General features: G+C 64.6%; 40 protein-coding genes and 1 tRNA gene. 19 read left to right on the top strand and 22 right to left on the bottom strand.

Going from position 1 to position 25,236, the window contains the following annotated elements:
• Positions 1 to 26 precede the first annotated feature (26 nt).
• The 18 genes from ACZLHH_RS18120 to ACZLHH_RS18205 form a co-directional block, all read right to left on the bottom strand.
• A complete protein-coding gene (locus ACZLHH_RS18120; RefSeq protein ID WP_285308866.1) occupies positions 27 to 1,286 on the bottom strand; it encodes a phage portal protein in 1,260 nt (419 codons plus the stop codon).
• Positions 1,283 to 3,190 (bottom strand): terminase large subunit, encoded by a 1,908-nt coding sequence (locus ACZLHH_RS18125; protein ID WP_478478700.1) that lies wholly within the window; start codon positions 3,188 to 3,190, stop codon positions 1,283 to 1,285. Before ACZLHH_RS18125 ends, ACZLHH_RS18120 begins: the two co-directional genes overlap by 4 nt.
• Positions 3,123 to 3,293, bottom strand: a complete 171-nt coding sequence (locus ACZLHH_RS18130; protein WP_005418717.1) for a hypothetical protein — start codon at positions 3,291 to 3,293, stop codon at positions 3,123 to 3,125. The genes ACZLHH_RS18125 and ACZLHH_RS18130 overlap by 68 nt, the downstream gene beginning before the upstream one ends.
• 740 nt (positions 3,294 to 4,033) lie before the next feature.
• Positions 4,034 to 4,324, bottom strand: a complete 291-nt coding sequence (locus ACZLHH_RS18135; protein ID WP_478478701.1) for a hypothetical protein — start codon at positions 4,322 to 4,324, stop codon at positions 4,034 to 4,036.
• 162 nt (positions 4,325 to 4,486) lie between these two features.
• Complete coding sequence (locus ACZLHH_RS18140) at positions 4,487 to 4,831, bottom strand: DUF1064 domain-containing protein (RefSeq protein ID WP_478478702.1); 345 nt, start codon at positions 4,829 to 4,831, stop codon at positions 4,487 to 4,489.
• The gene (locus ACZLHH_RS18145; protein WP_478478703.1) at positions 4,828 to 5,304 is read right to left on the bottom strand and encodes a lysis system spanin subunit; all 477 of its coding nucleotides are present in this window, start codon (positions 5,302 to 5,304) and stop codon (positions 4,828 to 4,830) included. Before ACZLHH_RS18145 ends, ACZLHH_RS18140 begins: the two co-directional genes overlap by 4 nt.
• Positions 5,301 to 5,765: a lysozyme gene (locus ACZLHH_RS18150; RefSeq protein WP_478478704.1), complete on the bottom strand. Its 465-nt coding sequence runs from the start codon at positions 5,763 to 5,765 to the stop codon at positions 5,301 to 5,303. The genes ACZLHH_RS18145 and ACZLHH_RS18150 overlap by 4 nt, the downstream gene beginning before the upstream one ends.
• Positions 5,762 to 5,959 (bottom strand): hypothetical protein, encoded by a 198-nt coding sequence (locus tag ACZLHH_RS18155; RefSeq protein ID WP_032954460.1) that lies wholly within the window; start codon positions 5,957 to 5,959, stop codon positions 5,762 to 5,764. Before ACZLHH_RS18155 ends, ACZLHH_RS18150 begins: the two co-directional genes overlap by 4 nt.
• A 189-nt stretch (positions 5,960 to 6,148) precedes the next feature.
• On the bottom strand, positions 6,149 to 6,847 hold the full coding sequence (locus ACZLHH_RS18160; RefSeq protein WP_478478705.1) for a hypothetical protein: 699 nt from the start codon (positions 6,845 to 6,847) through the stop codon (positions 6,149 to 6,151).
• A gap of 70 nt (positions 6,848 to 6,917) precedes the next feature.
• Positions 6,918 to 7,127, bottom strand: coding sequence for a hypothetical protein (locus ACZLHH_RS18165; RefSeq protein WP_478478706.1), 210 nt, complete (start codon positions 7,125 to 7,127; stop codon positions 6,918 to 6,920).
• On the bottom strand, positions 7,124 to 7,603 hold the full coding sequence (locus ACZLHH_RS18170; protein ID WP_478478707.1) for a hypothetical protein: 480 nt from the start codon (positions 7,601 to 7,603) through the stop codon (positions 7,124 to 7,126). The genes ACZLHH_RS18165 and ACZLHH_RS18170 overlap by 4 nt, the downstream gene beginning before the upstream one ends.
• Positions 7,604 to 7,632: 29 nt before the next feature.
• Positions 7,633 to 7,956: a Ref family recombination enhancement nuclease gene (locus ACZLHH_RS18175; protein ID WP_478478708.1), complete on the bottom strand. Its 324-nt coding sequence runs from the start codon at positions 7,954 to 7,956 to the stop codon at positions 7,633 to 7,635.
• Between the two features lie 53 nt (positions 7,957 to 8,009).
• The gene (locus tag ACZLHH_RS18180; protein ID WP_058982029.1) at positions 8,010 to 8,204 is read right to left on the bottom strand and encodes a hypothetical protein; all 195 of its coding nucleotides are present in this window, start codon (positions 8,202 to 8,204) and stop codon (positions 8,010 to 8,012) included.
• Positions 8,201 to 8,872, bottom strand: coding sequence for a hypothetical protein (locus ACZLHH_RS18185; protein ID WP_478478709.1), 672 nt, complete (start codon positions 8,870 to 8,872; stop codon positions 8,201 to 8,203). Before ACZLHH_RS18185 ends, ACZLHH_RS18180 begins: the two co-directional genes overlap by 4 nt.
• Positions 8,862 to 9,755 (bottom strand): helix-turn-helix domain-containing protein, encoded by an 894-nt coding sequence (locus ACZLHH_RS18190; RefSeq protein WP_478478710.1) that lies wholly within the window; start codon positions 9,753 to 9,755, stop codon positions 8,862 to 8,864. Before ACZLHH_RS18190 ends, ACZLHH_RS18185 begins: the two co-directional genes overlap by 11 nt.
• 1 nt (position 9,756) lies before the next feature.
• The gene (locus ACZLHH_RS18195; RefSeq protein WP_478478711.1) at positions 9,757 to 10,068 is read right to left on the bottom strand and encodes a winged helix-turn-helix domain-containing protein; all 312 of its coding nucleotides are present in this window, start codon (positions 10,066 to 10,068) and stop codon (positions 9,757 to 9,759) included.
• Between the two features lie 84 nt (positions 10,069 to 10,152).
• The gene (locus ACZLHH_RS18200) at positions 10,153 to 10,686 is read right to left on the bottom strand and encodes a phage regulatory CII family protein (protein ID WP_478478712.1); all 534 of its coding nucleotides are present in this window, start codon (positions 10,684 to 10,686) and stop codon (positions 10,153 to 10,155) included.
• A 109-nt stretch (positions 10,687 to 10,795) separates the two neighbouring features.
• On the bottom strand, positions 10,796 to 11,227 hold the full coding sequence (locus ACZLHH_RS18205) for a hypothetical protein (RefSeq protein ID WP_478478713.1): 432 nt from the start codon (positions 11,225 to 11,227) through the stop codon (positions 10,796 to 10,798).
• A 73-nt stretch (positions 11,228 to 11,300) separates the two neighbouring features.
• Here ACZLHH_RS18205 and ACZLHH_RS18210 point away from each other — a divergent pair, with 73 nt between their 5' ends.
• From ACZLHH_RS18210 to ACZLHH_RS18295, 18 genes are all read left to right on the top strand, one after another.
• Positions 11,301 to 11,990: a LexA family transcriptional regulator gene (locus ACZLHH_RS18210; protein ID WP_478478714.1), complete on the top strand. Its 690-nt coding sequence runs from the start codon at positions 11,301 to 11,303 to the stop codon at positions 11,988 to 11,990.
• Between the two features lie 275 nt (positions 11,991 to 12,265).
• A protein-coding gene (locus ACZLHH_RS18215; protein WP_087944428.1) for an IS3-like element ISStma9 family transposase occupies positions 12,266 to 13,407 on the top strand; the annotation gives its coding sequence in 2 pieces (ribosomal slippage) (positions 12,266 to 12,503 and positions 12,503 to 13,407; 1,143 coding nt in all).
• Between the two features lie 1,222 nt (positions 13,408 to 14,629).
• A complete protein-coding gene (locus ACZLHH_RS18220; RefSeq protein WP_046983589.1) occupies positions 14,630 to 14,821 on the top strand; it encodes a hypothetical protein in 192 nt (63 codons plus the stop codon).
• Entirely contained in the window at positions 14,818 to 15,033 is a 216-nt protein-coding gene (locus tag ACZLHH_RS18225) for a hypothetical protein (protein WP_478478715.1), read from the top strand. The genes ACZLHH_RS18220 and ACZLHH_RS18225 overlap by 4 nt, the downstream gene beginning before the upstream one ends.
• The gene (locus tag ACZLHH_RS18230; protein ID WP_478478716.1) at positions 15,030 to 15,377 is read left to right on the top strand and encodes a hypothetical protein; all 348 of its coding nucleotides are present in this window, start codon (positions 15,030 to 15,032) and stop codon (positions 15,375 to 15,377) included. The genes ACZLHH_RS18225 and ACZLHH_RS18230 overlap by 4 nt, the downstream gene beginning before the upstream one ends.
• Positions 15,374 to 15,709: a hypothetical protein gene (locus tag ACZLHH_RS18235; RefSeq protein WP_478478717.1), complete on the top strand. Its 336-nt coding sequence runs from the start codon at positions 15,374 to 15,376 to the stop codon at positions 15,707 to 15,709. The genes ACZLHH_RS18230 and ACZLHH_RS18235 overlap by 4 nt, the downstream gene beginning before the upstream one ends.
• Positions 15,706 to 16,140: a hypothetical protein gene (locus ACZLHH_RS18240; protein WP_478478718.1), complete on the top strand. Its 435-nt coding sequence runs from the start codon at positions 15,706 to 15,708 to the stop codon at positions 16,138 to 16,140. The genes ACZLHH_RS18235 and ACZLHH_RS18240 overlap by 4 nt, the downstream gene beginning before the upstream one ends.
• The gene (locus tag ACZLHH_RS18245; RefSeq protein WP_478478719.1) at positions 16,137 to 16,571 is read left to right on the top strand and encodes a hypothetical protein; all 435 of its coding nucleotides are present in this window, start codon (positions 16,137 to 16,139) and stop codon (positions 16,569 to 16,571) included. The genes ACZLHH_RS18240 and ACZLHH_RS18245 overlap by 4 nt, the downstream gene beginning before the upstream one ends.
• On the top strand, positions 16,571 to 16,813 hold the full coding sequence (locus tag ACZLHH_RS18250) for a hypothetical protein (RefSeq protein ID WP_478478720.1): 243 nt from the start codon (positions 16,571 to 16,573) through the stop codon (positions 16,811 to 16,813). Before ACZLHH_RS18245 ends, ACZLHH_RS18250 begins: the two co-directional genes overlap by 1 nt.
• Positions 16,814 to 16,900: 87 nt before the next feature.
• Positions 16,901 to 17,110, top strand: a complete 210-nt coding sequence (locus ACZLHH_RS18255; protein WP_107432075.1) for a hypothetical protein — start codon at positions 16,901 to 16,903, stop codon at positions 17,108 to 17,110.
• Positions 17,107 to 17,895 (top strand): hypothetical protein, encoded by a 789-nt coding sequence (locus ACZLHH_RS18260; protein WP_478478721.1) that lies wholly within the window; start codon positions 17,107 to 17,109, stop codon positions 17,893 to 17,895. Before ACZLHH_RS18255 ends, ACZLHH_RS18260 begins: the two co-directional genes overlap by 4 nt.
• A complete protein-coding gene (locus ACZLHH_RS18265; RefSeq protein ID WP_478478722.1) occupies positions 17,888 to 18,250 on the top strand; it encodes a hypothetical protein in 363 nt (120 codons plus the stop codon). The genes ACZLHH_RS18260 and ACZLHH_RS18265 overlap by 8 nt, the downstream gene beginning before the upstream one ends.
• Positions 18,251 to 18,280: 30 nt before the next feature.
• Positions 18,281 to 18,982, top strand: a complete 702-nt coding sequence (locus ACZLHH_RS18270) for a hypothetical protein (RefSeq protein ID WP_478478723.1) — start codon at positions 18,281 to 18,283, stop codon at positions 18,980 to 18,982.
• Positions 18,975 to 19,181 carry a hypothetical protein gene (locus ACZLHH_RS18275; RefSeq protein WP_478478724.1) on the top strand — a complete coding sequence of 69 codons (207 nt, stop codon included), beginning with the start codon at positions 18,975 to 18,977 and terminating at the stop codon, positions 19,179 to 19,181. The genes ACZLHH_RS18270 and ACZLHH_RS18275 overlap by 8 nt, the downstream gene beginning before the upstream one ends.
• Positions 19,178 to 19,765, top strand: coding sequence for a hypothetical protein (locus ACZLHH_RS18280; RefSeq protein ID WP_478478725.1), 588 nt, complete (start codon positions 19,178 to 19,180; stop codon positions 19,763 to 19,765). The genes ACZLHH_RS18275 and ACZLHH_RS18280 overlap by 4 nt, the downstream gene beginning before the upstream one ends.
• Positions 19,762 to 20,052, top strand: a complete 291-nt coding sequence (locus tag ACZLHH_RS18285) for a hypothetical protein (RefSeq protein ID WP_107432069.1) — start codon at positions 19,762 to 19,764, stop codon at positions 20,050 to 20,052. The genes ACZLHH_RS18280 and ACZLHH_RS18285 overlap by 4 nt, the downstream gene beginning before the upstream one ends.
• Before the next feature lie 7 nt (positions 20,053 to 20,059).
• Positions 20,060 to 20,272, top strand: coding sequence for a DUF4224 domain-containing protein (locus tag ACZLHH_RS18290; protein ID WP_223276989.1), 213 nt, complete (start codon positions 20,060 to 20,062; stop codon positions 20,270 to 20,272).
• Positions 20,272 to 21,324 (top strand): tyrosine-type recombinase/integrase, encoded by a 1,053-nt coding sequence (locus ACZLHH_RS18295; protein WP_478478789.1) that lies wholly within the window; start codon positions 20,272 to 20,274, stop codon positions 21,322 to 21,324. The genes ACZLHH_RS18290 and ACZLHH_RS18295 overlap by 1 nt, the downstream gene beginning before the upstream one ends.
• Positions 21,325 to 21,397: 73 nt before the next feature.
• Here the strand turns inward: ACZLHH_RS18295 and ACZLHH_RS18300 are convergent.
• Positions 21,398 to 21,473 (bottom strand) — tRNA-Lys (locus ACZLHH_RS18300).
• 179 nt (positions 21,474 to 21,652) lie between these two features.
• Between ACZLHH_RS18300 and ACZLHH_RS18305 the strand changes: the two genes are divergently transcribed.
• Complete coding sequence (locus ACZLHH_RS18305) at positions 21,653 to 22,609, top strand: DUF2268 domain-containing putative Zn-dependent protease (RefSeq protein WP_180844952.1); 957 nt, start codon at positions 21,653 to 21,655, stop codon at positions 22,607 to 22,609.
• A 122-nt stretch (positions 22,610 to 22,731) separates the two neighbouring features.
• Here the strand turns inward: ACZLHH_RS18305 and queC are convergent, their stop codons facing one another.
• The 3 genes from queC to ybgF all read right to left on the bottom strand — a co-directional run bounded on the left by queC (position 22,732) and on the right by ybgF (position 25,233).
• Positions 22,732 to 23,397 (bottom strand): 7-cyano-7-deazaguanine synthase QueC, encoded by a 666-nt coding sequence (gene queC / locus ACZLHH_RS18310; protein WP_049422913.1) that lies wholly within the window; start codon positions 23,395 to 23,397, stop codon positions 22,732 to 22,734.
• A 78-nt stretch (positions 23,398 to 23,475) separates the two neighbouring features.
• The gene (queE, locus tag ACZLHH_RS18315) at positions 23,476 to 24,177 is read right to left on the bottom strand and encodes a 7-carboxy-7-deazaguanine synthase QueE (RefSeq protein WP_049463254.1); all 702 of its coding nucleotides are present in this window, start codon (positions 24,175 to 24,177) and stop codon (positions 23,476 to 23,478) included.
• Between the two features lie 237 nt (positions 24,178 to 24,414).
• Positions 24,415 to 25,233, bottom strand: a complete 819-nt coding sequence (gene ybgF, locus ACZLHH_RS18320) for a tol-pal system protein YbgF (protein ID WP_180844951.1) — start codon at positions 25,231 to 25,233, stop codon at positions 24,415 to 24,417.
• Positions 25,234 to 25,236 lie beyond the last annotated feature (3 nt).

Consider the following 25,236-nt stretch of genomic DNA (forward strand, 5'->3'; position numbering starts at 1 on the left):
TGACCTCGAACGGGCAGGAGTACTTGCTAAGCATTGGCGGGATCTCCCGTTGGGTCGTCGCTACTGGAATCAGGTTTGTTGCTGGTCCACCGGGTGACCTGGTTGTATTGCTCGCCATCGAGCACAGGCAGGTTCTCTTTCACCCGAACCTCGTTGATCGTCATCCACCCCGAGCCGCCAGAGCCGCCCAGGGCGGTCTTGTAGTAGGTGGAGCGGGCGCCGCTGTCGGCGCGTAGCAGGCCCTCTACAACGGCCTCCACGAACATGTCGCCATCAGCGAACAGCTTGTCGTTGATCTCGCTCTCGATCGCATCGAGGTACGGCTTCAGCCCGAAGGTGACAAAGCCGCTGGTCTGCTGCTCCAGATTGGAGCCCAGCACCGACGTGGACCGGGCGCGGTTCGTCAGATAGAGCGGAACGCCCCAGATGCCGGCGAGCGCCTCTTCCTGGAACTGTTGCGATTCGATGAACTGGCTGTCCTTCTGCGTCAGGCCGGCCGGCGTGATCGTCGGACCGCCCTGCAGGATGGCCATCTTGCCCAGATCGTCCACGTCGCCCTGCCGGATATCCGGCAACTTCGCCTTGATCTGCGCCTGCTGCTCCTTGGTCAGGAAGCCGGGATAGATGATGTATCCGCCCGTGAAGCCACCCTTGCGCATGAAGCGGGCCGACCAATCCTGCGCTGCGCGCGCCAGGCCGATTGTTTCGGCTTGATACTCAACTGGCGACAGGCCAGCGATGCCATCTGGGCTGAACAACTTAAAGTGCAGCATGTTCTGCGGCGACACCGGCGTTTCACTGCCGTTGATCGTTGCCCAGTAGATCAGCCCGTCGTCGGTGTCGATGCGGACGCTATCCACCGCCACGGGGATCAGGCCGATCCATTCGCCGCTGTCATCGCGTCGAATGATGATGAAGGCGTTGCCGCGCAAAGCCATGTTCACCACAACCGCTTTGATCAGGTCCAGCCACTTGATGTAGGGGTTGGGCTTGCTGAGCAGGCGCAGGAGTCGCCGGCGCTGAGGGCTGCTTCCCTTGACTAGCGCTCGTACGCCGCCCTTGTCCTCATACAGCTTCCAGGGCAGCCCCGCGGCCGACTCGGACAGGACCTTGACGCAGGACCAGACGATGCTGACCGTCAGTGCCTTCTTGGGAGTGACCCGAACACCCGCCTTCGTGCCGCGGCCACCGGTGGATAGGTCGACTTCGACGTAGTTGCCCGTTGCCGGGTCGTCGTACCCGAAGAACCGCCAGCTCAGCGGGTTGTACCAGCGAAAGGTTGTCATCCGATCAGTCCAAAGAACCCGTTTTCCAGGTAGTCATCGATGCCGCCGGCGTCCGGCGGCATGGCGTGTGCCGCACCGATGGCCATGCAAAGGGCCACGGCGGCGTCGATCTTGTTTGCCGACCTGGCCTTCGACAGCCAGCTGTTGCCCCAGCGGTCCGATTCGATGACGGCGGACATAATTGCGGACACCAGAACGGGGTTCCGGCGCAGGCGCAGGCGGCCTTCCAGCAGCGCCTCCTCCAGCAGGCGTAGCGATCCGGGCATCCACATGCCTTCGGGCGCCGGCTGTCCCGACTGCTCTGCGGCCTCGACCGCGGCCTCCAAAGGCTTGCCCTTCTTGCAGCCGCCCTGCGGGTGCTCGGCGAAGGTCACCGACAAGCCAATGTCGTTGACATCTTCCTCGAACCTGCGGAACGCGTAGCGGTCGTACGCGACCAGCTGCACGTCATACCGGTTGTCGTACTCGGCCATGACCTGGGCCACGTGCCGGAAGTTGATGGCCTGCCCTTGTGGCGCGTGCAGGTATCCACCGTTGACCCACGTGCGGTATGGCAGCTTGTCTTGCAGCTGCCGCGCGTCCAGCGTGTCGCCGGGCGTCCAAGCCTCGATCCAGGCGTCGAATGTGGGCTTCTCGATGACGAGCTTCTCGCCCTCGACTTCAACCTCCACCGGCACTGTGCCGGTCTCCACCACCGCCGCCATCGCGGTGATATCGCGAACCTGCGACAGATCGAGGCCGAGGTAAACCTTGCGTCCCTCATGCACGCGCGGGTCGAAGTCGGCCAGCGCCGGTTCCAGCGTTGGGCGCGTCATCCAGGCGGTCTCCGCATCGGTCCACACACAGAAGTGCAGACGAAGAATGCCGTTCAGTGACCCGGGGATGGCCTTGGCTTGCGCCACCACGTCCGCCAGGTACTGCTCGGTGATAGTTACCCCCAACAGGGGATTGGCCTTCGCCCAGCAGCTGGGATCCTCGAGCGGGTCGTCCCCGTCGTCCAAGCTGCACACGTAGCTGAAGGTGCGGTCATCGATCACGTCACCAACGAAGGTCGGATCGTTCACCGCCTCGGTGTGGCCTGCGGCGACCTTGACGGCATGCTCGTGCTCCTCCCAACACACCGAGGTCCGGTCGCTGCCGGAGTTGGTGATCATGAAAAGCAGCGGCTCGCGGCGGAACTTGAAGCCGCGCTCCAGCATTTCGATGATTCGGCGGTCGGGAAGCTCGTGCACCTCATCGACCAGCACGAAGAACGGTCGGGGACCGGAACCGGTGCGCCCCGTATCGCGCGAAACCGGGCGGAAGAAGCTCGCGCTGGCGTGGTGGGCCATGCTGAATTCCCGGCCCTCACCGCCAGCGAACTCGATTCGCTTGGCCAAGAGCGGCGACTTCTTGACCATCTTCACCGCATCGGCGAACAGGATGCCCGCCTGGTCCTTCTTCGCTGCCGCTGAGTAGATCTGTGCGCCAGCCTCGCCTGCGGCAGTCATGCCCAGCAGACCCAGCCCGCCGGCCAGCGGGCTCTTTCCGTTGCCCTTACCCTGCTCGATGTACGCGCGGCGGAACCGGCGAAGGCCGTCTGCACCCTTCCAACCGAAGAGCGAGCCGATGATGAACGCCTGCGAGGGGTGCAGTTCGAACTTCCGTCCCTCGAACTGGCCCTCGGAGAGCATCAGCACGTTCTCGAAGTACCGGAAGGCGTACTCCGCAGCCGCGTGGTCAAAGTAAAGGCCCCTTTCGGGGCCTTCGATCAGATCCTGCAGGTGGCGCCGGCACGCGTTTCGGACATGGGGGCCGGCAACGATCCGGCCAGCCACCACATCCAGCGCATACGCCTTAGTGCGGTCGGCCGGAGCTGGGGCCACCGAAGAATTCTTCGCCCTGGTCGTCTTCGTCACCGCCATGCGAGACCTTCGATTCATCCACAGGTGTGGCGCCCAGCTTCGAAAGGATCGAGCTGAGCGCCTGGGTTGCTGACACGCCGAATTCGGCTTTCGGGTCATCCATCCGAGCCGTCCAGAGGCAGGCAAGGCGGAGCAGTACTCGGTGGCTCGCGTTGAGCCAGGGCATTTCCGTCGCGAACTCCTTCCATGCCCGCTTTTCCGCCGCGGTCATCGCCTTGTATGGCTCCCCCAAGGTTCGCGTGCCCGCTGGCTTCTTCCTGCCGGCGTGCCGGCCTGGGTTTTTGATGGCGGCGCCGCTTGTCGCAGCTTTTGCGACGGGCAGTCGAGGCCGTGCCATGTTTTCCTCTGAAAAGTGCGGGTTTTCTGGGCTGGAACTACCTATGAGAGGGTCGTCCCGTGAATTGTGGATACGCGTGTTTGGGGGGGCGCACGGTCTAGGAGCCGGCCGACGTCATAAATTCGCCCCCCCTACCCCCTCGACGTGGAACGTCGGGCCGTGGAACCGTCAGTGACCTATCGGCCAACCGTCGTTGTCGCACCCGCGAACCTGCGCGGCGCCGCGCTCCAGTCGCGCCTGGTCGCTGCTATGGCAGTTGGCACACTGACTGTCGAAGGGTCCTGTCCAGAACATCTCCTCCGTCTCTCCGGCGGGATGGCCGTTGGTGTGGTTGCACACCGTGGCGACCGTGACGTGGCCTCTGGCCTTGCACCTGCTGCACAGCGGCTCACGCTCCAACTGCGCCTTGCGCGTGCGTTGCCAGCGCGCGGTGCCATACAGGTGCGCGAAGGCGCTGCCGCCTGTTTGTCGGGTCCTGCCGCGGCGCGGGGTATCACCTGCAGCCATCAGTACGGTTTCCCGTCCAGGTCGACTCGCTCTGGCTCGGCACCTTCGTCTTGCACCGGTGCACCGGCTTCCTCACCCAGCAGCTGGGCCACGGCCTGCACCAGCAGCCCGTTGTGCATCGCCAACTCGCCGGTCTGCTTGCCCAGTGTCTCGATGGCCCCGATCAAGCGATCGATACGCGCGTCGGTGCTGCAGTCAAGGCGAGCAGCCAAGGCTGCATCGGCAGCAGCGCGCGCAGCCCGCTCGGTGGCCAGCTCAGTGGCCAGCGCCTCAATCCGTGCAACGTCCATCAGTAACCCCTGTTGTTTGCAGCACCAGGCCACGACGTATCCACCGGTCCACCCGATCCCAGTCCGGCTCCATCCCGGTTGCCCGGGCGAACCACATCACTACGGCGAGGTAGCAACGAAGCCACCACCGCATACGTACTGCCGCGCGCACTGTCGCAGCCATCAGAACTCCTCCACTGCCCAGCCGCCGCCGTCCCGCTGGGGCCTCACCTTCACCGCAATGAAGCGGAACGGGTACATGGCGGCGGCGATCTTGATCTTGGCCCTGGCATCGTCCTGCCAGTGACCCTTCACCTCGTGGCACTCCATGACGCCATCGGCAACAAGGACGGCAAAGTCCGGGGTGTAGAACGTGTTGTCGGCCAGACGCAGCTTCAGGCCCTCGAACCGGTGCCACTGGACCTCGCCCGCAGCCTGCAGCGCGCGCAGCCGCTCGGCATACGCGGTCTCGGTCTTGTTCATCTCGCCGGTCTTCAACCGGCCCAGTGCCAGCAGCCGGCGGTTCATGGCGTCACCGGTTGACGGTCAACTGCGATCACGGCCTGGCAGGCCCGGACGTGGTCGTCGGCGTCTCGTCCGATTTGAACAAGAGCGCCCGCGACCTCTGCTCGTAGTTGGGCTGCCTGGTCACGTTCGACGGCGCCGGCGACGGCTGCGGACAGGCGAGCGGCATTGCAGGTGGCGAGGTCGTCGCGCAACTGGAGACGACCAGCGCGCAGGTCAGCCACAACAGCAGCAGGGACGGTCTCGGCCGCAGCGCGGTCTTCTTCATGTTTCGCTCCGATGGTTGCCAGGCTGTCCGCCTGGCGGTGTTCGACGGCTCGGGCCTGATTCACCTGTTCGGCCACGGCGGAGGCTGCGGCGCCACGCTGATGGGCTTCCCTCGCCTCCGCCCGGTCACCTCGCCAAGTCCAGCCGGCACCAAACATGGCGACGGACCACAAGCCGAGTGCGACGACCACAACGGCGATACGGCTCATGACTTGCCCTCGCACATGGCCCGCTCTGCCGCGCGGCGGTTCACCAATCCTTGCACGCGCTTGCCGCCGGCGTAGACCCAGCGGTCCAGCTCCGGGCACCAGCGCGCGGCGGGCTGGCCAGCGTTGATCCGCCCCACCAGTGTTGAGCGGCAAGCAGCGCCTACTCCCACGTTGTAGGTCCAGCTGAGCAGAGCCGCAGCCTCGTGGGGCTGTAGTGGGACGCGGATACATGCCTGAATACCGGTCAGGTACTGCCCAAGCCGGCTGTTCAACCTCTCGGCGCACTCCTGCTCGGTGTAGACCGCCTTTTCCGGGCGGCTGGTATCGCCGTAGCAGTAGGTGGCAACGCCGACCATGTCGACATAGGGAGTCGCCGAGTAGCCCTCCCATGGCTTCACCAGCGCGGCCGCAGTCAGAGCAATGATGGCGGCGGCGCTGCTACCAACGATCTTGGCCTTCATGCTCGCGCCCTCTGCCGCCACTCGCGAACCCAGCGCCAGCCCAGATAGCTGATCTGGCCCACCAGGTAGATGATCGTCAGAACTACCACCACGCGGTCGAGGTTCGCTCCTGCGGCGACCGCGCCAGCTACCGTCACCGGTGGAGCAGCCTTCGCTACAGCACCAGCGGCAGTGCCAATGATTTCGTCCTTCATGGTGGCCCCGTAGCTCGTCCGGTTCGGCATATGCCCCTCCCGGTTGATTGGTGCCCGCCCCTAGCGCCGGCTGGGCACGAGAGTTTGTCCGGCTGGGACGCGGGCAAAGAAAAAGCCCCGGCTGGGCCGGGGCTTGCGATTGGATGGTGGCAAGATTGCCGCCTTTTTCGATGACCTAGGAAGTCATCGCTATGCCGCCTGCGTGAGTGCCTTGCTGAACTGCCTTGCAGCGCGCGCCTCCGCAGCGCGGAAGTTGAAGAGCATCCACTCATAGACCGGTCGCCAGAACCGGCTGTAGGCGGACCAGTCGGCACCGATGGCGGCTGCACGCTTCCGCCCGCTGAGCGGATCGAAGCCACTCCCACCGCAGCTGTCGCAGTTCACGATCCCCGCGATCGTCGGGTCCAAAAGGACCTTCTTGCCTCCACAGCGGGAACACTCGCATGCACCGGCCATCTCTTCGATCACCGCCCCGGCCAGCCCGCCAAGTTGCTCCATCGTGTTGTTCGGCCACGCCGCCGCCCTTGCATCTTCCAGCGCCTGCTCAGCACGCCGCAGTTCACGTCGCTGCACATCCGTCACCGTGCGCCCGCCCCAGCCCATGCTGGCCTTGGCGATCCCGAACTCCGTGCGGGCATCGGCAAGATCGTGCATCTGGCGGGTGAACTCCGGCGCGACCAAGCCAACGACGGCCTGGCGCAACTGCTCACGCCGACGCTGGCCGCTCTCGGGCCACCATAGTGCCTGCAGCAGCTCATGCCCTAGCCCATGCGGAACGTACGCCAATGCAGCGACGATCTCCTGGGTGGACGGGCCACCGGCAGACCCGTCAAAGCTCATCGTTTTTGGGCCAGTCCGGCTGGACAGCAGTTCTCGAGCATTGTTCATTTGCATGCGCCTTCCCCTTGGTGGTTTGCTTGTTCAGCGCGCGATCGCGCCCGCTTCTCGATGCCGTCCATCAGTGCCTCGCTTTGATTTCAGGAATCGGCTCAAACTGCTCGTAGGTGCCCTTGAACCGGCCCAGTTGATCGCTGACCACCTCCATTCCGATCCCATCCATACAAGGGACATCGAGAACGGAAACACGTGCGATCTCGCCACAGAACGGGAATACGTCCGGATCCTCCTTCACGACGACCAACTGGCCCACGCGAAACACGGCGTTCATGCGCGCTGCTCCCAGCTGGCCGTCAGGCGCTGCACCTGCCCGCCGCGCGCCTGGAACTCCTCCACCGTCTCGGCCGGTCGCTGGCCGTCCTTTTCCTTGCCCCACGCCTTCGCCGGAGCCAAACCTGAAAGCCGCTCCACCCGCGCCCGGCTGATGGTCATCTTGTCCGCCGTGCGCGGGCCGGCCGCCTTACCTCGCCTTGCGGCCCGGCGCAGCGCTTCCTTGTGTGCCTTGTCGAGACGGCAGCGCTCGCGCTGCTCGTCCGTCACAACGAATGCCCTGGGCATGCCTATACCCGACAGCCGGAACAACGCCCGTTGGCCAATGCCATCCTTCACCAGGTAGCTGGCCTCGGTCAGGTCTCGCAGCGCGCTGCGGATTCGGTCACGGTCGGTGGGCGTCGTTGCACCCACGCCCTGGTAGATCTCGCGAGCCACCAGCGCCGCGGATGGCCGGCGCTCGAACAGCGCGCGCACTCGGCCTGCATTGGTCTTGCTCCTGTCCATCATGCTGCTGCCCTCAGTTCGTTGATGAATGTCTGGTTTGCAATCAGCTCGTCGTCGGAGCCGTACGTCTCGTGGAAGGTCCGCGAGCCATCCATCAGGCTCGGGCCGTAGATCTGGCGCATCGTCGCGAAGGTGTTCCCCTCCATCGGATGCCGCATGTGGTGCCACTTGCAGAGCGCGTAGCCAAACATGTGACCGCGCCGCAGGTTCCCGCTCTTGGCGTGGTTGTAGTCGCAGCCGTAGACCACCAGCTCCGGCTCCAGCAGCTCCTGCATCTGCAACGCCAGGCAGGCCATGCAAGGGCCCGTCTTTGCCAGCTCCATCCGGGCCCTTTCCTCCTGGGAAGGAGGTGGGCCAAGCGAAAGCGACCACCACATCAGCGCAGCTCCGGGATCGGGCCGGCATAGCGGGTAATCGGGATCTGGCGCATGCCATCGCGCCACACGCGCGTGCCACGGGTGGCGTACAGCACCAGCGGCTTGATCCCGTACCCATAGGCCAGATACCAGCCGGCCACCGCCACGGGCTCGGACACCGGGCGCACTTCCAGTTCGACGTGGTCCTGGCTCATGCCGCAGCGTCCTGAGCGGAGCCGAACAGCTCGGCGATCTCGGCCAGCCGCTTCCGGGTGCGTTCGTTCGCTTCCGGGCTCGCCTCCACTCGGCCGGCCAGCAGTGCCAGCGGATTGAACGCCGGCGTGGCCGGTGGCAGCGACAGGTACTCGGCAACCTGCTCATGCGCCAAGCGACCAGCGTTGACCGCCTGCTGCAGCGCGGCGTCGCGGGCACCCGCGTCGTGGCCCAACGACGGCTGGTAGACGGCGCAGCCGCCTGCAGCGCGCGCCTCCTTCACCAACCGGGTATAGACCTCCAGGAATGCAGCCCGGCCTGCGATCTTGTCGCCAGCCTCCACCAGCGGCAGCGCCGCAGTCCATGCGTCACGGGTCTGCTCGCTCCACACCAGCGTCACCGCCTCGTCAGCGGCGCGGATGGCCACGGCCCACGCTTCGTTGGGTGCCGGGTGTCCGTCGTCGATGCGCTCCATGATCGCGGCCAGGCTGAGCTTGCCTTTCACCTCGCGGCGGCAGGCGGTCAGCGCGGTGGCCAGCACCGGCAGCGGATAGGTCGCCAGGTCGGCAACCATGTAGGCCGCAGCGGCCGGGCGGATCTGCTCGCCCATCACCTCAGCCGTGGCCACCAGCATTTCGACCAGCCTGTCCTGGTCGGCATCACTGAGCATTGGCGTTCCCCTTCATGCGGCGCAGCAGCGCCTTGGCGTCGTCGGCGGCCGAGGCGTTGGCCTGGGTCTGGTCCTGCTGCTGGGCGATGGTGGCGGTCACCTGGCGACCGGTGGCCCACTGCGTGCGGTAAGCCTCGGCGCCGGCCAGCAGCACACCCAGGTCGTGCATGCGCTTCACGGCGTACTGCTCGTTGACGCTCACGAACCACCCAGCCACCAGCGGCGCCTCTTCACGACCAAGACGCTTCACCAGATCCCGAACGTTGGTGTTGACCTTGGCGTTGCGGACCGGGTCCACGCCGTGCCGATTGCGGTAGGCGGCTCGGTAGGCGCCCCACGTCGCCTTGCAGGCCAACTGCATCTGCTCCTCCAGCTCCGCCTTCGTCGGCGGCGGCGCCACCGGCGGCGCAATTGGCGGTTCATCTGACGGTTCAATGGGGGTTATATGACGGTTAGGCGGCACGGGGCGCACCTCCAGACCTGCGCCCGGTGCATCCCCTCCTGCAGCGGGCGCATCCCCGCCTGCACCGGGCGCACCCCCTGCATGGGGCGCAGCACCTGCGCCCGGTGCAGTACCGTTCTTTCCGGTCTTGCGGGTGCCCTTGGACGGCGCAGCGGCAGCGTTGAACTTGGCCGGCGTAACCGAGTAGACGGTGCTGCTGTTGAATCGGCGATCACGCGCCAGCAGGCCAACGGCCTCCAGGTGATCCATGGCGCTACGCACAGCGCGCGCCGACATGCAGCAGCGCGCGGCAATGGTGCCGACCGCTGGCCAGCACACGCCGTCGTCGTTCGCCTGGTCGGCCAGCGAGATCAGCACGGCCTTCTGCGTGACGCTCAGGCCCTGCAGCGGCCAGCACTGCGACATGATGATGGTCGACATGTCAGAGCCCCAGCGTCATGTTCTGGCCCGGCGCAACAGGCCACCAGGTGCACGCAGGCTTGCCGGTGGTGGCGCACGGAGCGGTCGGCCCACGCCAAATTCGCCCCTCTCGGGCCAACTCAGGCAGACGGCGGCCCAGCATGTGGCGGTCCAGGCCGGTCAATACCGAGAGATGCAGACTGCTGTGGCCGGGATGGCGGGTCACAGCGGCCTCTGTCTTGGCGTGCTGGACACGAAGCGCGCCGCTGGCAGCGAGGTCAGCTGCGGCGATGTGGCTGGACTGCGGATCAGTGGAGCGGGCCGGAACGTTCATGGATACACCTCGCTGAAGATGCTTCCAATGGTCATTGCATAGATCTCCAGCGTTGTAGGCCAACTCAAGGGATTTCGCGGGCAGTTAGACATTTCGCGCCCTCCCCTTCGCTGCAGCGCGCGACACGTTGCGGATCAGCCGGTGCGCCATCGTGATCAGCGAGTTGGCCTCTTCCACCATCAGCTTGGCTTCGTCGCTGTCGATGTGGCGGTCGGCGATGGCTTCCACTGCCGTACCCGACAGGCGCCCCACCCGCGTGGTGATCTCCAGCAGCTTCGTCTGGATGGCGCCAATCTCGTCCGACCAGCCGCCCTCCGGCGGCGGCGGAACGGTGGCCACGGCCATGCCGAACTGGCCCGCCAGCGCCTGCATCCAGTCCAGGGCGTAATCGCTGCCGCCGGCCTTCTCCTGCATCCACTCGGTCAGCAGTTCGGCGATTTCCATCGTCACCGATTCACCCTCCAACCCGCGCAGCTTCGCGCGCAGCGTCTCCGGGTGCATCGACTTGCCGCGGCGGTCGGCCAAGAAAGCGGCTGCGTCCACCACACCGCCGGGCGTCTTGCGCACCGAGTTGTAGAGAACGTCGAGCCAGTTGAGTGCAGATGTACGGCAGGTCATGGGTCACCTTGGGGAAGGCTGTGTTTCAAGGTTTCGGGCTGGGCCCGGGTGGCGCACGATGGGCGCCATGGAGATCAACAAGTCAGGGACGACGGCCAGGGACGGCCTTTCAGGCGGTGTCGACCGGGGCGATGCGATTGGCGTCGGGATCATCGTTCGCTGGCTCAGCAGCGGCCTGGGGCTCAGCGCCGAGCAAGCGCTGGATCTGCGGCAAGGCGGGCAGAACGCCCTCCTCTGGCCATGCCGCAACCTCTTCGACGGGAAGCTGCAGCAGGGTGGCCAAGTGCTTGTCACTGGCCATACCAAGCTTGGCGCGCAGCGCGCGCTTACTCATGCGGCTGTCGACCAGCTGGCGGACAGCCGCAATGCTGGACCCCACGAAGACTTCCGGCCGCAGCAATTCGAGGAACTGCCTGCGCGCTGGGGGAATTCCACTGGCACGCCACTCACTGACGGACGGCGGCTTGATGCGGCAGATGCGGGCCACCTCGGAGGTGCCGCCCAAGCGGTCGATGATCTCGGAAGCAGTAAGGTTGTCCATGCCGCCAAGGTTAGGACTAGCTAATGCGCCAGTCAATAGCCAGTCCTAATTCAATTGTAGTTAGCCTTTCCTAATGACTACTCTTGCCGAACGTTTGACGCTCGCAATCGAGCACGCCCAGCTGACCAAGGCCGAACTTGCCCGGCGCGTCGGAATCTCCGCGCCCAGTGTCAATGGCTGGTTCAGCGGCAAAGCAAAATTTCTCCGCGGCGAGAACCTGCTGGCCGCCGCCAAAGCCCTGGGCGTGAACGAGACGTGGCTTGCCACTGGCAAGGGGCAGATGCAGTCCAGCACGGATCCGACTGAGTGGATCTCGCCAGTCCGAGAGATTGAGACGCCACCCGGCTATGTTCGCTTCGACTTGTTTGAAGGGGGTGCGGGAATGGGTGCAGGGATGGTCAACCAGGACTACCCAGAGGTGGTGAAGACCATCGAGGTCGCAGAATGGGAAGTCCGCAGGAAGCTCGGTTACCTACCTAAGCCAGGCCGAATCCAGATCATTACCGGCCGTGGGCCGTCGATGAAACCCAAGCTCGAAGACGGCGACATTGTCTGGATCGACACAAGCTGCGACTACTTCGACGGCGATGACTACTACCTGATCAACATCGGGGGCGAGACGCAGATCAAGATGCTGCAGAAGCGCGGCGACGGTCTCTACGTCGTAAGCGTCAACACTGACTTCCCGGCCTATAGGCCAGATCCTGGCGATGTGAGCATCTTGGGTAAGGCGCTGATCCACGCCGGCCTGCGGAAGTTCTAAGTAGCGAGAAAATTTCTACTACCGTCCCAATTTGGGACAACAGAAAAGCCCCGCCTAGGCGGGGCTCACACTTGATCAAGCAAGGCAAAGAAGTCTTTTTTCTTTAGACCAGCTTGCGCCATCATCAACTTGAGGAGCCCTCTGTGATATGGGGCATGATGCTCGTCTACGGTCACCTTGAGGATCCCGTTCGGCGTCTCCTTCACCCACTGTGAATCGCCCAGGGTTCCGTAGACACCTCGCAGCCATAAACTATGGCTTAGGCGGAGGTGGTTATGAGCACGAAGCGGTACACCGATGAGTTCAAGATCGAGGCGGTCCGACAGATCGTTGAGTACGGCCGTCCGGTAGCGGAGGTTGCCGAGCGACTGGGCGTGTCGATCCATAGTCTTTACGGCTGGAAGCGGCAACAAGGCAAAGGCGATGTTGGCCGGCGTGTCGAGCAGGACCAGAACGCGGAAGTGCGCCGCCTCAAGGCTGAGCTACGCAGGGTCACTGAAGAGCGAGACATCCTAAAAAAAGCCGCCGCGTACTTTGCAAAGGGGTAAGAGCAAAGTACGCCTTCATGAAGCAACACGCAGATGAGTTCGGCCTCGCGGCGATGTGTCGGATGCTTGGCGTCCATCGCAGTGGCTACTACGCCTGGCTAAAAGAGCCGGCAAGCGCTCGCGACAAGGACGATCAGCGGTTGCTCGGCCTAATCAAGCACAGCTGGCTGGAAAGCGGCTCTGTGTATGGCCACCGCAAAGTGACCACAGATCTGCGCGAGCTTGGCGAGACGTGTAGTCGTCATCGCGTGGCACGCTTGATGAAGAGCGAGGGGCTGCGGGCAATGGTCGGCTACGGTCGGCGACCACGCCCATTGAGCGGCCCTGTTGGATCAGTCGCCAAGAACGTTCTGGCTCGCGGCTTCAAAGTCAGTGAGCCAAATCGCGCGTGGGTCACGGACATCACCTACATCCGCACGTACGACGGCTTCCTGTACTTGGCGGTAGTGCTTGATCTGTTTTCGCGTCAGGTCGTTGGATGGGCAACCCGACCAACTCAACATACGGACCTGGTTTTGCAGGCGCTATTGGCTGCAGTGTGGCGGCGCAAGCCAAGCCCCGGGCTTCTGCTTCACTCCGACCAGGGAACCCAGTTCACCAGCGAAGACTGGCAGAGCTTCCTGCGCGAGCACGACATCGTGTGCAGCATGAGTCGACGAGGAAACTGCCATGACAACGCAGCGATGGAGAGCTTCTTCCAGCTACTGAAGCGGGAGCGTATTAAGCGGAGGATCTACAGCAATCACGACGAGGCACGGGCCGACGTCTTCCAGTACATCGAGATGTTCTACAACCCAAAACGGCGGCACAGTTCCAACGACGGGCTGTCCCCGGTAGAGTTCGAGAAGCAGTACGCACTAAACGGCTGACGACTGTCTAGAAAACCCTGGGCGATTCACTGCACGTGCGAAGTTCCACTCGTCTGCGCGCGGGGTTCGAAGCCCAGATGCTTGAGTACCGCCGTAAATTCCTTATGAGTAACCGGCCGCTCCCTGACCATACTCTCCTATCGGCAGCCAGCCGGGACCATCGGAACGGGCTCTCGGAACACCTTCTCGTCTCGCGGAACTTGGCTATGAATTAGCCCATTCAGCGCAACCATCAGCCGTGCAAAGTAGTACCGCGCCCAAAGGCCGAGAGGGGCTCTGCGGGTCATCAGGTACGTTGCATGCTTGCGATCTTGGCCAGCCAGAGCATCCGCAACATACTCGCGGACTTGCTGATCAAGCTTGTGCTTGACCTCGGCTAGGCTGTCAGCCTGGGCAGCAAGCGACAGATCGAGGCAATACGCCACCCACAACCCATCCTCGCGTTCCGCAAAGCAACGCAGAAGTAGCTGGTTCGGACGCATAGAGTTCTCCAAATGCTGACCCTCCGTGGGCAGCTCTATTAGGCAGCCGGGCGGTCTGCCGATACATCAATAAGTGGTGGGTAGCAATTTGCTACCTACTACGCGAGCAATCTTAGGGTTTCACTTCCGCAAAAACAACAACATGTTTGTTGACACAAAACTGGCGGTCATGTTTGGTAGCGCTCCGTGAAACAAGTCACACGAATTCCACCCTCGAAAAGACTGTCGGCTTTTGGTCGTCAAACCTTAGTGAAGCCAATAGCGGCAACGCTTCAAGGCACGTCGCATAGACGGTGCAATTCCCACCACGCCTGGTCCGCCCCCAAGGTTCCACGATGAACTTAGGTCGACCCGTTTGCGCAGATCCTCTATGAACCGGTGGATAAATGGAGCGCTAAGTACCTGATTGAACAGGCTCAAAGTGCAGCCCTGAATACCCGTTCATCTTGGTGATGCATTGCAGTACCGACGCTGCATGGGCAACTGGTCGATCCGTTTAACGTTAAACACGACTGGGCGCGTCCCTGCCTCCGATCTGCCTCCTGGACAGTGTCCCAGCCTGGCTCAGCCGTATCACTTGCAGGGGTGATCAGCCCCACCCCTACGTAAGCCCGTCCCCCATTAGGAAGTCCGTTCAGAAAAATATTAGCCACTCCTATTGACTGGAGGATTAGCCACTCCTAATCTAGCCCGGTCGCCCAACACCACCCCATCCCGGGGCCGGGCGCAGGAGATCACGCATGGCCACCCTTTCCCTGGGCGTCAGTAAGGCGCCACCTACCGTCGTAGCGATTCCTTCCCTCGGCGTGGTCGCCATCAAGGTAGGCGCCGCCAGCCTCTACATTGAACTGGCAGAGGCCGACCACCTCTCGGTGGAGATCCAGCACGCCGCGCATCAGCTGCGCGGCGAAAGCCAGGACGCAGCCGCATGAGCGCCGCCCTCGCCCACCACTCCAACGCCCAGCGTGCCGCTGCCGCCGCCGGCATCGTCGCCCGCGCCGGGCGCCGCTGGGGCCTCCTCCCCCACCAGGTCGTCGCTGCCTCCAGCATCGCCGCCAATGCCGTCCTGCGGCAGGGCAAGAGCGCTGCCGGCGCCGTCGCCGCCGTCCGCAGCGCAGCGCGCGCCCAAGGCGGTGCTGCATGAGCGCCCTTGTCCATGTTCAACCCCACGAGCAGCGCTGCCATTGCTGCGGCGAGTCCATCGAACGCTGCCGCGAAACCTATCGGGGCATGAGCGCCCCTGTCGATGCGATGGCGCTGCTGGATGCCCTCTGCGAACGGGCGGCATCCGGCGACCCTTCCGAGTATCGCGAGGTCAACTCGCTGCGGGATGCAGTAACCGACCTGATCGCTGCTGATTCGGAGTACGACCGCGCCCGGGCGGCATGGCTGTCGGATCCCTCCAAGCACGACGAATTCCTTGCAGCTCGCGCAGCATGGGACCGCCGCGCGGCTGCCCTCGCCCGCGTCAAAGGCGGTGCAGCATGAGCCGTCAGTATCGCGACGACCACCCGGCACTGGACACTCATCTCTCGGTGCTGGAAGGCGCGGCAATGGACGCGTTTGACGCCGGCTGGGACGCATATCCGCCGGGTGCGCGCTGCATCGTTCGCACGCAACGCTATGGCCACCCGCCGGTCGAGCGCGAGGCATTGATCGTCCGCACCACTGTCCACCTGCACCTCACCGTCAACGAAAAGCCGTGGGCGTCAATCAATGTACGCACGAAGAACCTGAAAACCGGCAAGTACCGAGTTTTCTATCCCTCGGTCGAAGTCGACGGCAAGCCCAGCATCCGCGTCAAAGGCGGTGTCGCATGACCACATTCCCCTCCGTGCCGGCCGCAATGCAGACCTTCACCCTGCCGCGCGGCGAAGACCTACAGCGAGCAGACGCCTCGCCGCCGAGCAAGTTCACCGGCTTTGTGGTCGGCCCGTTCTTCTGCCACCACGTCTACAGCGACGACGAGTCGACCATGATGGGCGATCGCACCACGGCCGAGTTGGGCGACTGGCAGGTCACGCACGTGGACACCGGAGCGTGCGTGCAGCGCGGCCTGCCAACCCACTACCGCGCCATCTGGTTGGCCGAGAAGCTGTCGGCCTTCCAGGACTTCACGCTGCCCTCGTTCCAGGCCATCAAAGACGCCCTGACGCCGCATGAGGAAGAGATCGCCTCGCTGCGTTGGGAAGCCAGGAACGGCAACTGTCAGCGCGCCTGCAATTTCAGCTTCACGGGGGTGCACTCGTGACCGACCACGACTTCTTCGCCGCCATGGCCGTCGGCATCCCGCCCATCACCCCGCCCGCCGGGCCGGCCCCGATCTGGATCGGCATGGACCTGGCCAACGGCCCCGACATGCACGCCGAAGTCGGCATCACCGCCGACGGCGCGTTCTACGCCATCACCGAGGAGCAGAACCCCATGACCAAGCTGAAAGCCTTCTACGTCGATGACATGCCGACCATCTACGCCGCCGCTACGCCCGAAGATGCCGCCCGTCTGTATGAGGAAGACATGGGCGATCCCTGCGATGACGGCTATCCCCGCGAGGTGTCCGCCGCAGAACTGGATCGGTCGATCCCTGAATTCGGCGAAGACGAACAGCCGACCGGCGAGATGACCACCATGCGGACGTGGCTGGAAGAAGCCAGCGCGGGCTTCCTGTGCGGGGCCGAGTAATGCGCCACCTGGCCCTACCCTTCTTCTGCGCCGTCGTCGTCGGCCTGCTCCTCGCCCTGCTCGCTTGGGCCCTGCGCAACCAGGTCGACGCCGTCGCCCTCGCCTGCGCCATCGGCGCCGTGTTCTTCGCATGGCGCTGCTGGGAAGACCTCAACACCAGCTGGCCCGACTTCAAGGACGAGATGCAGCGCCGCCACGAAGAGCGGCAGCGCGCGCCGCTGACCGCTGACGACACCCACTGACCCCCTGCCCTGCGCTCTCACCCTGTAGCGCAGGGAACCCGCGCCGGCCGGGTTCCACCAGCCGGCAACCCATTCCAGGAGTCCAGCGTGCGTAACCAGCTCGACATCTTCGATCACGACCCGGCCCGCATGGCAGCCGCCAACCGCGCTGCTGCCGAGCGTGCACTGACCGACGTGCAGTTCACCGCCACCGTCCGCCAGGAACGACACGAGTACTACGTGGGCGAAGCCGAACGCTGGGAACACCTCGCCGCGCACAGCGCGCGCTCCACCAACAGCAAGGACATGCAGGCATGAGCAACGACAACAAGACCCTGGCGGACGCACAGCCCGGTGGGAGGGTGAGGCTGGGGGACCAGGCCGAGCTGGATCGGCTTGAGTTTCAGGCGTGGGCGCGCAGCATCGGCGCCTGCGTCGCCGCTGACGAGCATGGCAACTACGTTGACAGCCACCTCAACTCGGCGAAGCTCGGATGGAATGCCGCCCTCTCCGCCCAGCCCTCCCAGGTGGCATATCACGGCGACGTTGATCTGAAATGGCTATCCGGCAGCATCGGCGAGGTTGCACACCGGCTCAGCACCTACATGCCAACTGGGCTTGCCGAGTGGGCTGACCGTGCCCGCGACTGCCGCATTGCAGCTCAAGTTCTGAGCGAACTATCCGCCCAGCCCTCCCCGGGTGGTCAGGATGCACTGGCCGATGCCGCGCGCCGCGTAATCAGCGACGTTGATAGCGGCGACTACGGCGGCACGATTTCGATGGCCACCTACGACGCGCTGGTAGCCGCCCTCGCCGCCCGCCAGCCGGTGGGGGAGCCGGTGGGGGAGCCGGTGGCAGTGATCGAGAATGGCGCCTTCGGTGGTGGGGGTCTTCTGTGGATCGGACCGATGCCACCCATCGGGACCAAGCTCTACGCCGCCCCGCCCGCGCAGGCCGTGGACCTGGGGCAGTTCCGGGCGCTTGCCGAGTTTGGCGAGGAGTTCGCGTTCAGTGCCGAGAAGCAGCCGCAGTCCCGTGTGATCTATGCACAGGCACGCCGCCTGCGCGCCCTGATAGACAGCCAGGCGTTGGGCAATGGCTGACCAGACCAACGCCGGCGCACTGCCGGATGCCGAGCTGCAGATCCTTCGCCACGCCCTGGGCGTCGGCGAGTACGGCCGGGAGCGCAGCTACCGCAGTCACTTCGTCACCGGCCCAGGCGGCACCGACTACAAGCACTGCATGGTGTTGGTCGAGCGTGGATTCATGGTCCGGCGCGAGGGCAATGCGCTCACCGGCGGCAGCGACCTGTTCAACGTCACGCAGGCCGGCCGAGCCGCGGTGCAGGAGCACACCCCGCCTCCGCCAAAACTGACCAGGTCGCAGCAGCGCTACCAGCAGTTCCTGCGCTACGACGGTGGCGTGACGTTCGGCGAGTACCTGCGGGGCTGGCGATGAAGGCGATCACCAACGACACGGCGGTGCGCAATGGCTGAAGTCTACAACTACCGCGAGATGCGACCAGCTGTGCTAGGTCTTTGGCATCGCAACAAGGGCTTTCATCAAGGACAGCTCTGCTCGATCAACCATCGCCAGAGCCTCGCGAAGTGCCTCATCTATGGTGCCAAACATCAGCTCCCAGTTGCGGTCGCCTTCTGGAACTGCAAGAACCTCCGCGCCCGTTTGAAAGTGTCGAACCGATTCCATCGCACGTGCCACCGTGGCCGCAAGATCGAGGTCCACAGCCGGCCATTTACTCATATCAAGCTCTCTCTTCGTGAGAACGTCGAGAGACCTGGCCTTCGCCAAGAGTTCCATTCGAGCAGACTCGTCCCGCTGGAGAAGCTCTTGCGCGGCCCACGCAGCCCCTTGCTCCTCGTGAAGTGGGAATCGGCCTCGGATGGAGGCCAACTTGACGAGGACAGTAAGCACGTCCCCTCGATACGCGAGCGCAAAAAGTGCATTCGCTTTTCGTCTGATCAACAGTCGTTGCACGGATGGAGCAAAAATCGCCGTGAAGACCGCCGCAACGGTTCCTATTGCCGCCCAAGCATTCCAGTTCACGGCACATGTCTCACCAAGCCACCAGCACTGACTTATTCCATCCAACACACCCATTCAGGCGCCTCCCTTTGGATTGAGCTGCATTCTGCCATGCGGGTGAATCAGGCGGAGTCCGACCATGGCTGACCAACTGCTCACCGCTGCACAGGCCAAGCACACAGCGCGCGTCTTCCTCAGCGAGGCGCGAGCGCGACGGAATGGCCTCGGCTACTGGTTCTCGTTCAACGCCGCTCAGCGCGCGCGTTTGCGCGCCAGCACTCCCGCCCCACTGCCAACTCCGCCGCGCGCACTGGCACTGCCGGCCCAACTGGATCTGTTCGTATGACCGCACCACTGCCAATTTCCCCGGCCACCGTTGTCGAGGCCACCAAAGCATCGTCGCCTGTCGCTGCGGTCGTCGCTGCCATGCGACGTGTCGATCCCGCCAGCGGCAGCGTTGCCGCCAAACAGGTGCACGCTTGGGCCGACACCCTCCTGAAAGCGCTCTACAGCGCGCAGCCCGTGCGCTGGGAGTACCGGCGCAAGGACGACTTCGCGCCAGGCTGTTGGGTCCAGGCCGATGCAGGGCACGTCTACGCCGCCCACCAGCGTGGGCTCGTTGTCCGCGCCCTATTCGAGACACCTCGCGTAATCCAGCCGGAGAAGCTGCACGAGTTCCGGGGGCGCGTGTGCGTCCGCTGCGGCGACAGCGAGGATTGGGCCGGGCCGGATTGTGAGCCACTGATCCAGAAAGTCGACCCGCGCACCAGGCTCCCGGTTGAGGCGAGCTGGCTCCTTGAACCGCTGAAGTGGATCCGGGACGCCGGTCCCGCGCCGGTCAGCACGCACGAACGCCGCCGCCGGGCCACCGAAGCCACCTTCCTGATCGAAAAGCTCGAAGCCCACATCGAGGAGTGCAACAAGCCATGACCCAGGAACATATCAGCCACCCGGAAGGGTTGCCGAACTGCGCCGCCGGCCACCGCGCGCGCCACATCCACGACAAGCGCTGCGCCTCCGCCGGCGGCGGCCACCTGGTCGAGTGCGCCTGCAGGTCGACCAGCAAGCACGCGGAGCCCGACGCGGCCATCGCCGCTTGGCGCAGGCTCAACCGCCCCGCGCGCAGCGCGCGCAAGGCAGAACCGGCTTTGCCAGAGAATGTGCTGCAGCTTCCACTGCTGGGCTCGCCGCGGGAGGTGCGCCGTGTCAACGGCTGACAAAATCATGCGTCCTGGCGCGCACGGCGATGTGGCGGAGCTGACAGGCGCACACACCAAGCGTCGGCAGATCCAGAATCTGGCCCGGAACGGAATCCCCCATACCATCAACGCAGCCGGCTGGCCGGTGGTGATGTGGTCGGCCGTCGATGGGTCAGCGAAGAAAGCACCTGATGTAGAAGGTGGGTGGTCAAGCAACGCGTTGAGGCCTGCTGCGTAATGGGACGACGTTCAAAGGATCCGGGCGCGATCCCGCACATGCGGAAGCGGCCGCGGGGAAAAACCACGTATTACTTCTTCGACCATGGCGGTAAGCCGCGGCGAGAAACTCCGCTGGGTAAAAGCTACCCGGAGGCCGTTCGCAAGTGGGCGGAGCTGATGGCGACCGAAGCGGCTGTTCCGGAGATCGTGACCTTCCGGGATGCAGCGGCTCGCTACAAACAATTGGTTATCCCCAAGAAGCGCGCATCAACGGCCAAGGTCAACCTGGCAGAACTGGCGAAGCTGGAAGAATTCTTCTGCAATCCACCAGCGCCGCTGGCGAAGATCCGGCCGCTTCACGTTCGGCAGTACCTGGACTGGAGAACGAAGAACGGGACGGTGGCCATGGTCAGCGCCAACCGAGAGAAAGCGCTGCTGAGCCATTTGTGGAACAAGTGCAGGGAATGGGGCTTCACCGACGCGGAAAACCCTTGCAAGGGCGTGCGTGGTTACGGCGAAGCGGGCCGCGATGTGTACGTCGAGGATGACGTATACCGGGCAGTGTGGGATGCAGCAGATCAGCCGCTGCGCGATGCGCTGGATCTGGCCTACCTGACTGGCCAGCGCCCGTCCGATGCTCTCAGCATGGATCGGCGAGACGTGCGGGATGGCTTCCTGCATATCAGCCAGAGCAAGACCAAGCACAAGCTGCGCATTGCCATCGAGGGTGAGCTGGCCGAGCTGCTGGTGCGCTTCGGTGCCAGGACATTCAAGCGCCGCGGCAAGCAGAAAGGTGCGGTGATCGTGCACACGGCGCTGCTGCTGGATGAGTATGGCCAGCCGCTGAGCAAGGGCCAACTGCGAAGCCGATTCGATGCAGCGCGCGCACGTGCAGGCGTTGCCAAGGAGGCCTTCCAGTTCCGGGACCTGCGGGCCAAGGCCGGCACTGACAAGGCGGACGCGGCGGCAGATATCCGCCAAGCGCAGCGACAGTTGGGTCACTCGTCCGTGGTGATGACCGAGACCTACACGCGAAAGCGTAAGGGCGACCGCGTAACCCCGACGAAGTGATTTTGCGGAAAAGACTGACGATTGCGGAAAAACAAAAAGGGCTCCGGATCGCTCCGAAACCCTTCTGTCGCAATGGTGGGCCGTGAAGGATTCGAACCTTCGACCAAAAGATTAAAAGTCTTCTGCTCTACCGACTGAGCTAACGGCCCATTGCACTGCCCCAGCCTTTCGGCGGGGTGGGCATTCTACCCTACTTTGCCGGGCCGGGTGAAACCCTGGTGCGTCGAGGTTGCCGGCCAGCGGCCGGCACTACCCCGATCTGGGCCGCCGGCTTAAACCTTCCGGGCCTCCGTCGCATCCCATCTGTGATCCTTCCCCGGAGCCACGGATGCGCCTGCCCTTCTGCCTCATTGCCGCCCTGCTGGTGCCCTGCGCAGCACTGGCCGCCCCGCCCCAAGTCGTCACTGATGATATCGGCCGCTTCTGGGCTACCTATGACGCCGTGCGCACCGAGCCCGACGTTGAACGCCAGGTCGCACTGGTGCAGGAGCGCTACATCGATCCGGGCAGCCCCGGCCTGCATGCGCTGATGCAGGTCCGCAACTACACCGCCCGCGAATACGCCACGGCCATGCGTACGTGGCCGCGCTTCTGGACGTCAGTACGGCCATTGACCGCCAACGCGCAGCAGGCCAGCACCACCCTGGAACGGGACCTGGCTGCGTTCCGGGAGCTTTACCCCGCCCTGCGCCCCGCCACCATCACCTATGCGGTCGGTGTTCTGCGTACCGGCGGCACGACGCTGGGTGACAAGGTGCTGATCGGAGCGGAGATGGCGCTGGGCGATGAGCGCGTGGACGTGAGCGAGCTGCCGGAGCCGATGCGCAGCCGCCTGCGGATCTTCTACGACAGCCGCCCGGGGGCGAACAACGCGCAGAACAACCTGCACGAGTACGTGCATACGCAGCAGCGCGAGACCACCGGCAGCCTGGCCCAGTACGCGGTGCGCGAGGGTGTGGCCGAGTATGTAGCGGAGCGCATCAGTGGGCGCCGGCCGGCATTACCCTTCTACGACTACGGCGCAACACACGAAGCGGAAATCCGCACGCGCTTCATTGCTGAGATGAACGGGGAAAATCTCGACAACTGGCTCTACAACAGCGCCCGCAATCCGTTCGGGGTGAGTGATGTGGGGTACTACGCCGGGTATCGCATCGCGCAGGGGTACATGCGGCAGCAGGCCGATGAGAAGGCGGCGATCGCGCGGATGATCGAACTGGACTATGCCGATCCGGAGGCAGTGCGGGCGTTTATTGACGCGTCGGGGTGGTTGCGGCAGCGGTAGCGCCGGGCCATGCCCTGCGGACAGTGCCAACCAAGGTTGGCACCCACGGGAATGCCGGCCAGCGGCCGGCACTACCAGATTCCAGACCCCGGCGGCGCCGGGCCATGCCCGGCACCCGTATTTCAGGCGTACAGCGTCGGGTCGGCTACGCCGGCTTCGGTGAAGCCCTGCGCGCGCAGGCGGCAGGCATCGCAGTGGCCGCAGGCGGCGCCGTTGGCGTCGGCGTTGTAGCAGGACACGGTCAGGCCGAAGTCCACGCCCAGGCGCACGCCTTCGCTGACGATCTGGCCCTTGCTGAGGAACTGCAGCGGTGCGTGCACCTTGATGCCCGCGCCTTCCACGCCCGACTTGGTGGCCAGGTTGGCCAGCGCCTGGAACGCGGCCACGAACTCGGGACGGCAGTCCGGGTAGCCGGAGTAGTCCACGGCGTTGACGCCGCAGAAGATGTCGTTGGCGCCGAGCACTTCGGCCCAGCCCAACGCCAGCGACAGCATGATGGTGTTGCGCGCCGGCACGTAGGTGACCGGAATGCCGGCACCGCCGGCCTCGGGCACGTCGATGTCGTCGGTCAGCGCCGAGCCGCCGATGCTGCGCAGGTCCACGTCCACGGTCTTGTGCGCGATAACGCCCTGGGCCTTGGCCACGCGGGCGGCGGCATCCAGTTCGGAAGTATGGCGCTGGCCGTAGCGCACGCTCAGGGCATGCACGGCGAAGCCCTGTTCCTGGGCCATGGCGATGACGGCGGCTGAATCCATGCCGCCGGAGAGAAGCACGACTGCCTTCTTCATGGGTAAAACATCCGGTTGGGAGGGGAAAGCCAGCACGCTGTCCCGCGCCGGAGCTACATCAGGGAACGCTGCCTGGGCTCATCGGCCCGGCTCGTCGTTCCACAGGATTTTATGCAACTGCATCTGGAAGCGCACCGGCAGCCGGTCCTCGACGATCCAGTCGGCCAGCTGGCGCGCGGTGATCTCACCCTTGCTCGGCGAGAAGAACACGGTGCAACGCTTCACCAGATCGTGCTCGGCCAACAGGGACTTGGCCCAGTCGTAATCCTCGCGGCTGCAGATGACGAACTTGATCTGGTCGCGGGCGGTCAGCAACGGCAGGTTGTCCCAGCGGTTGCGCGCCACTTCGGCCGAACCCGGGGTCTTGATGTCGACCACGCGCGATACCCGGGGGTCCACGGCGCTGACGTCCAGCGCACCGGAGGTTTCCAGCGAGACATCCATGCCGGCGTCGCACAGCTTCTGCAGCAGTACCAGGCAGCGCTTCTGTGCCAGCGGCTCGCCACCGGTCACGCAGACGTGGCGCACGCCCTGGGCCAGCACCTCGGCCACGATGTCGTCGATGTCCCACCAGGTGCCGCCATGGAAGGCATAGGCGGTGTCGCAGTACTGGCAACGCAGCGGGCAGCCGGTCAGGCGCACGAACACGGTCGGCCAGCCGGCGGTATCGGCTTCGCCCTGCAGCGAGGTGAAGATCTCGGTGATCTTCAGGCGTGGCAGCGGCGACTGCACGATCTCACTGGGCGTGGCTGCGGCGCTGGACGAGGTAACGGCGGTCATGGCGGGGACTTCTTGGTGGGACACGTGGCGGGTGGGCTACCGTGGCCGGTAACGAAAGCAGCCGAGCATGGCTCGGCTCTACAACTGCAGCCGGTCGGGTGTGGCCCAGCCGGTAATGCAGGCCGCCGGGCATGGCCCGGCGCTACCGGATCCGGGCGGGTTTGCCGGTCCGGAAACGAAAGCAGCCGAGCGTGGGCTCGGCTCTACAGGGCACCCATTGTACGCCCGGTCAGCGGATCAGCGGATCTGCTTGCCGAGGCGGATCGACTGCAGGCGGTCCTGCGCGGTGCGCGCGGCGTCCGAGCCGGGGTACTGCGCCACGACGGTCTCCAGCGTCTGCTGGGCCTGGTCGACCTTGCCCTCGCCATACTGCGAGAGGCCGACCTTGAGCATGCCGCCAGCGGCCTTGTCGTGGGTCGGATAGCGCGAGAGCAGTTCACGGAACTGGGTCTCTGCCATCGGGAAATTGCGGGTGGCGTAGTAGCTCTCGCCCAGCCAGTACAGCGCGTTCGGCGCGTAGACGCCGTTCGGGTACAGCTGCAGGAAGCTCAGGAACAGCTGCGCCGAATCATCGTACTTGCCGGCCTTCAGCGAATCGAAGGCGACGTTGTAGGAGGTGCGCTCGTCGCCGGTGGCGGCAAGGCTGCCGGCATCACCATGGACGGAAGGCGGCCGCTCGGAAGTGGCCGCCGCTGCGGGTTTTGCCGGGGCCGGGGCGGCCTTCGGCGCGCTCGCCGGAACGGGCGGCAGGGCCGGGGCGGCATTGCCCCCTTCCAACCGGTTCAGGCGGCTGTCCAGATCCAGGTACTGGTCCTGGGCGGACTGCTTGAGCTGGGCGTTGTCGTGCTGCAACTGCTCGATCGAGGCCTGCAGGCTGGTGACCTGCTGCCGCAGCTGATTGATCTGGTTCAACAGGTCCTGGTTGGCACTGTTGTTGTACATCTGCTGCTCGATCGCGCCAACGCGGTCGGCCAGGCTCTGTCGCTGTGCATGCGCCGGTGCGGCAGCCACGAGGGCTGCCGCAACGACCAGCATCAGTTTGATGCCAATACGCATGGA

This window comes from Stenotrophomonas sp. 28608_Sma, from assembly GCF_056486185.1.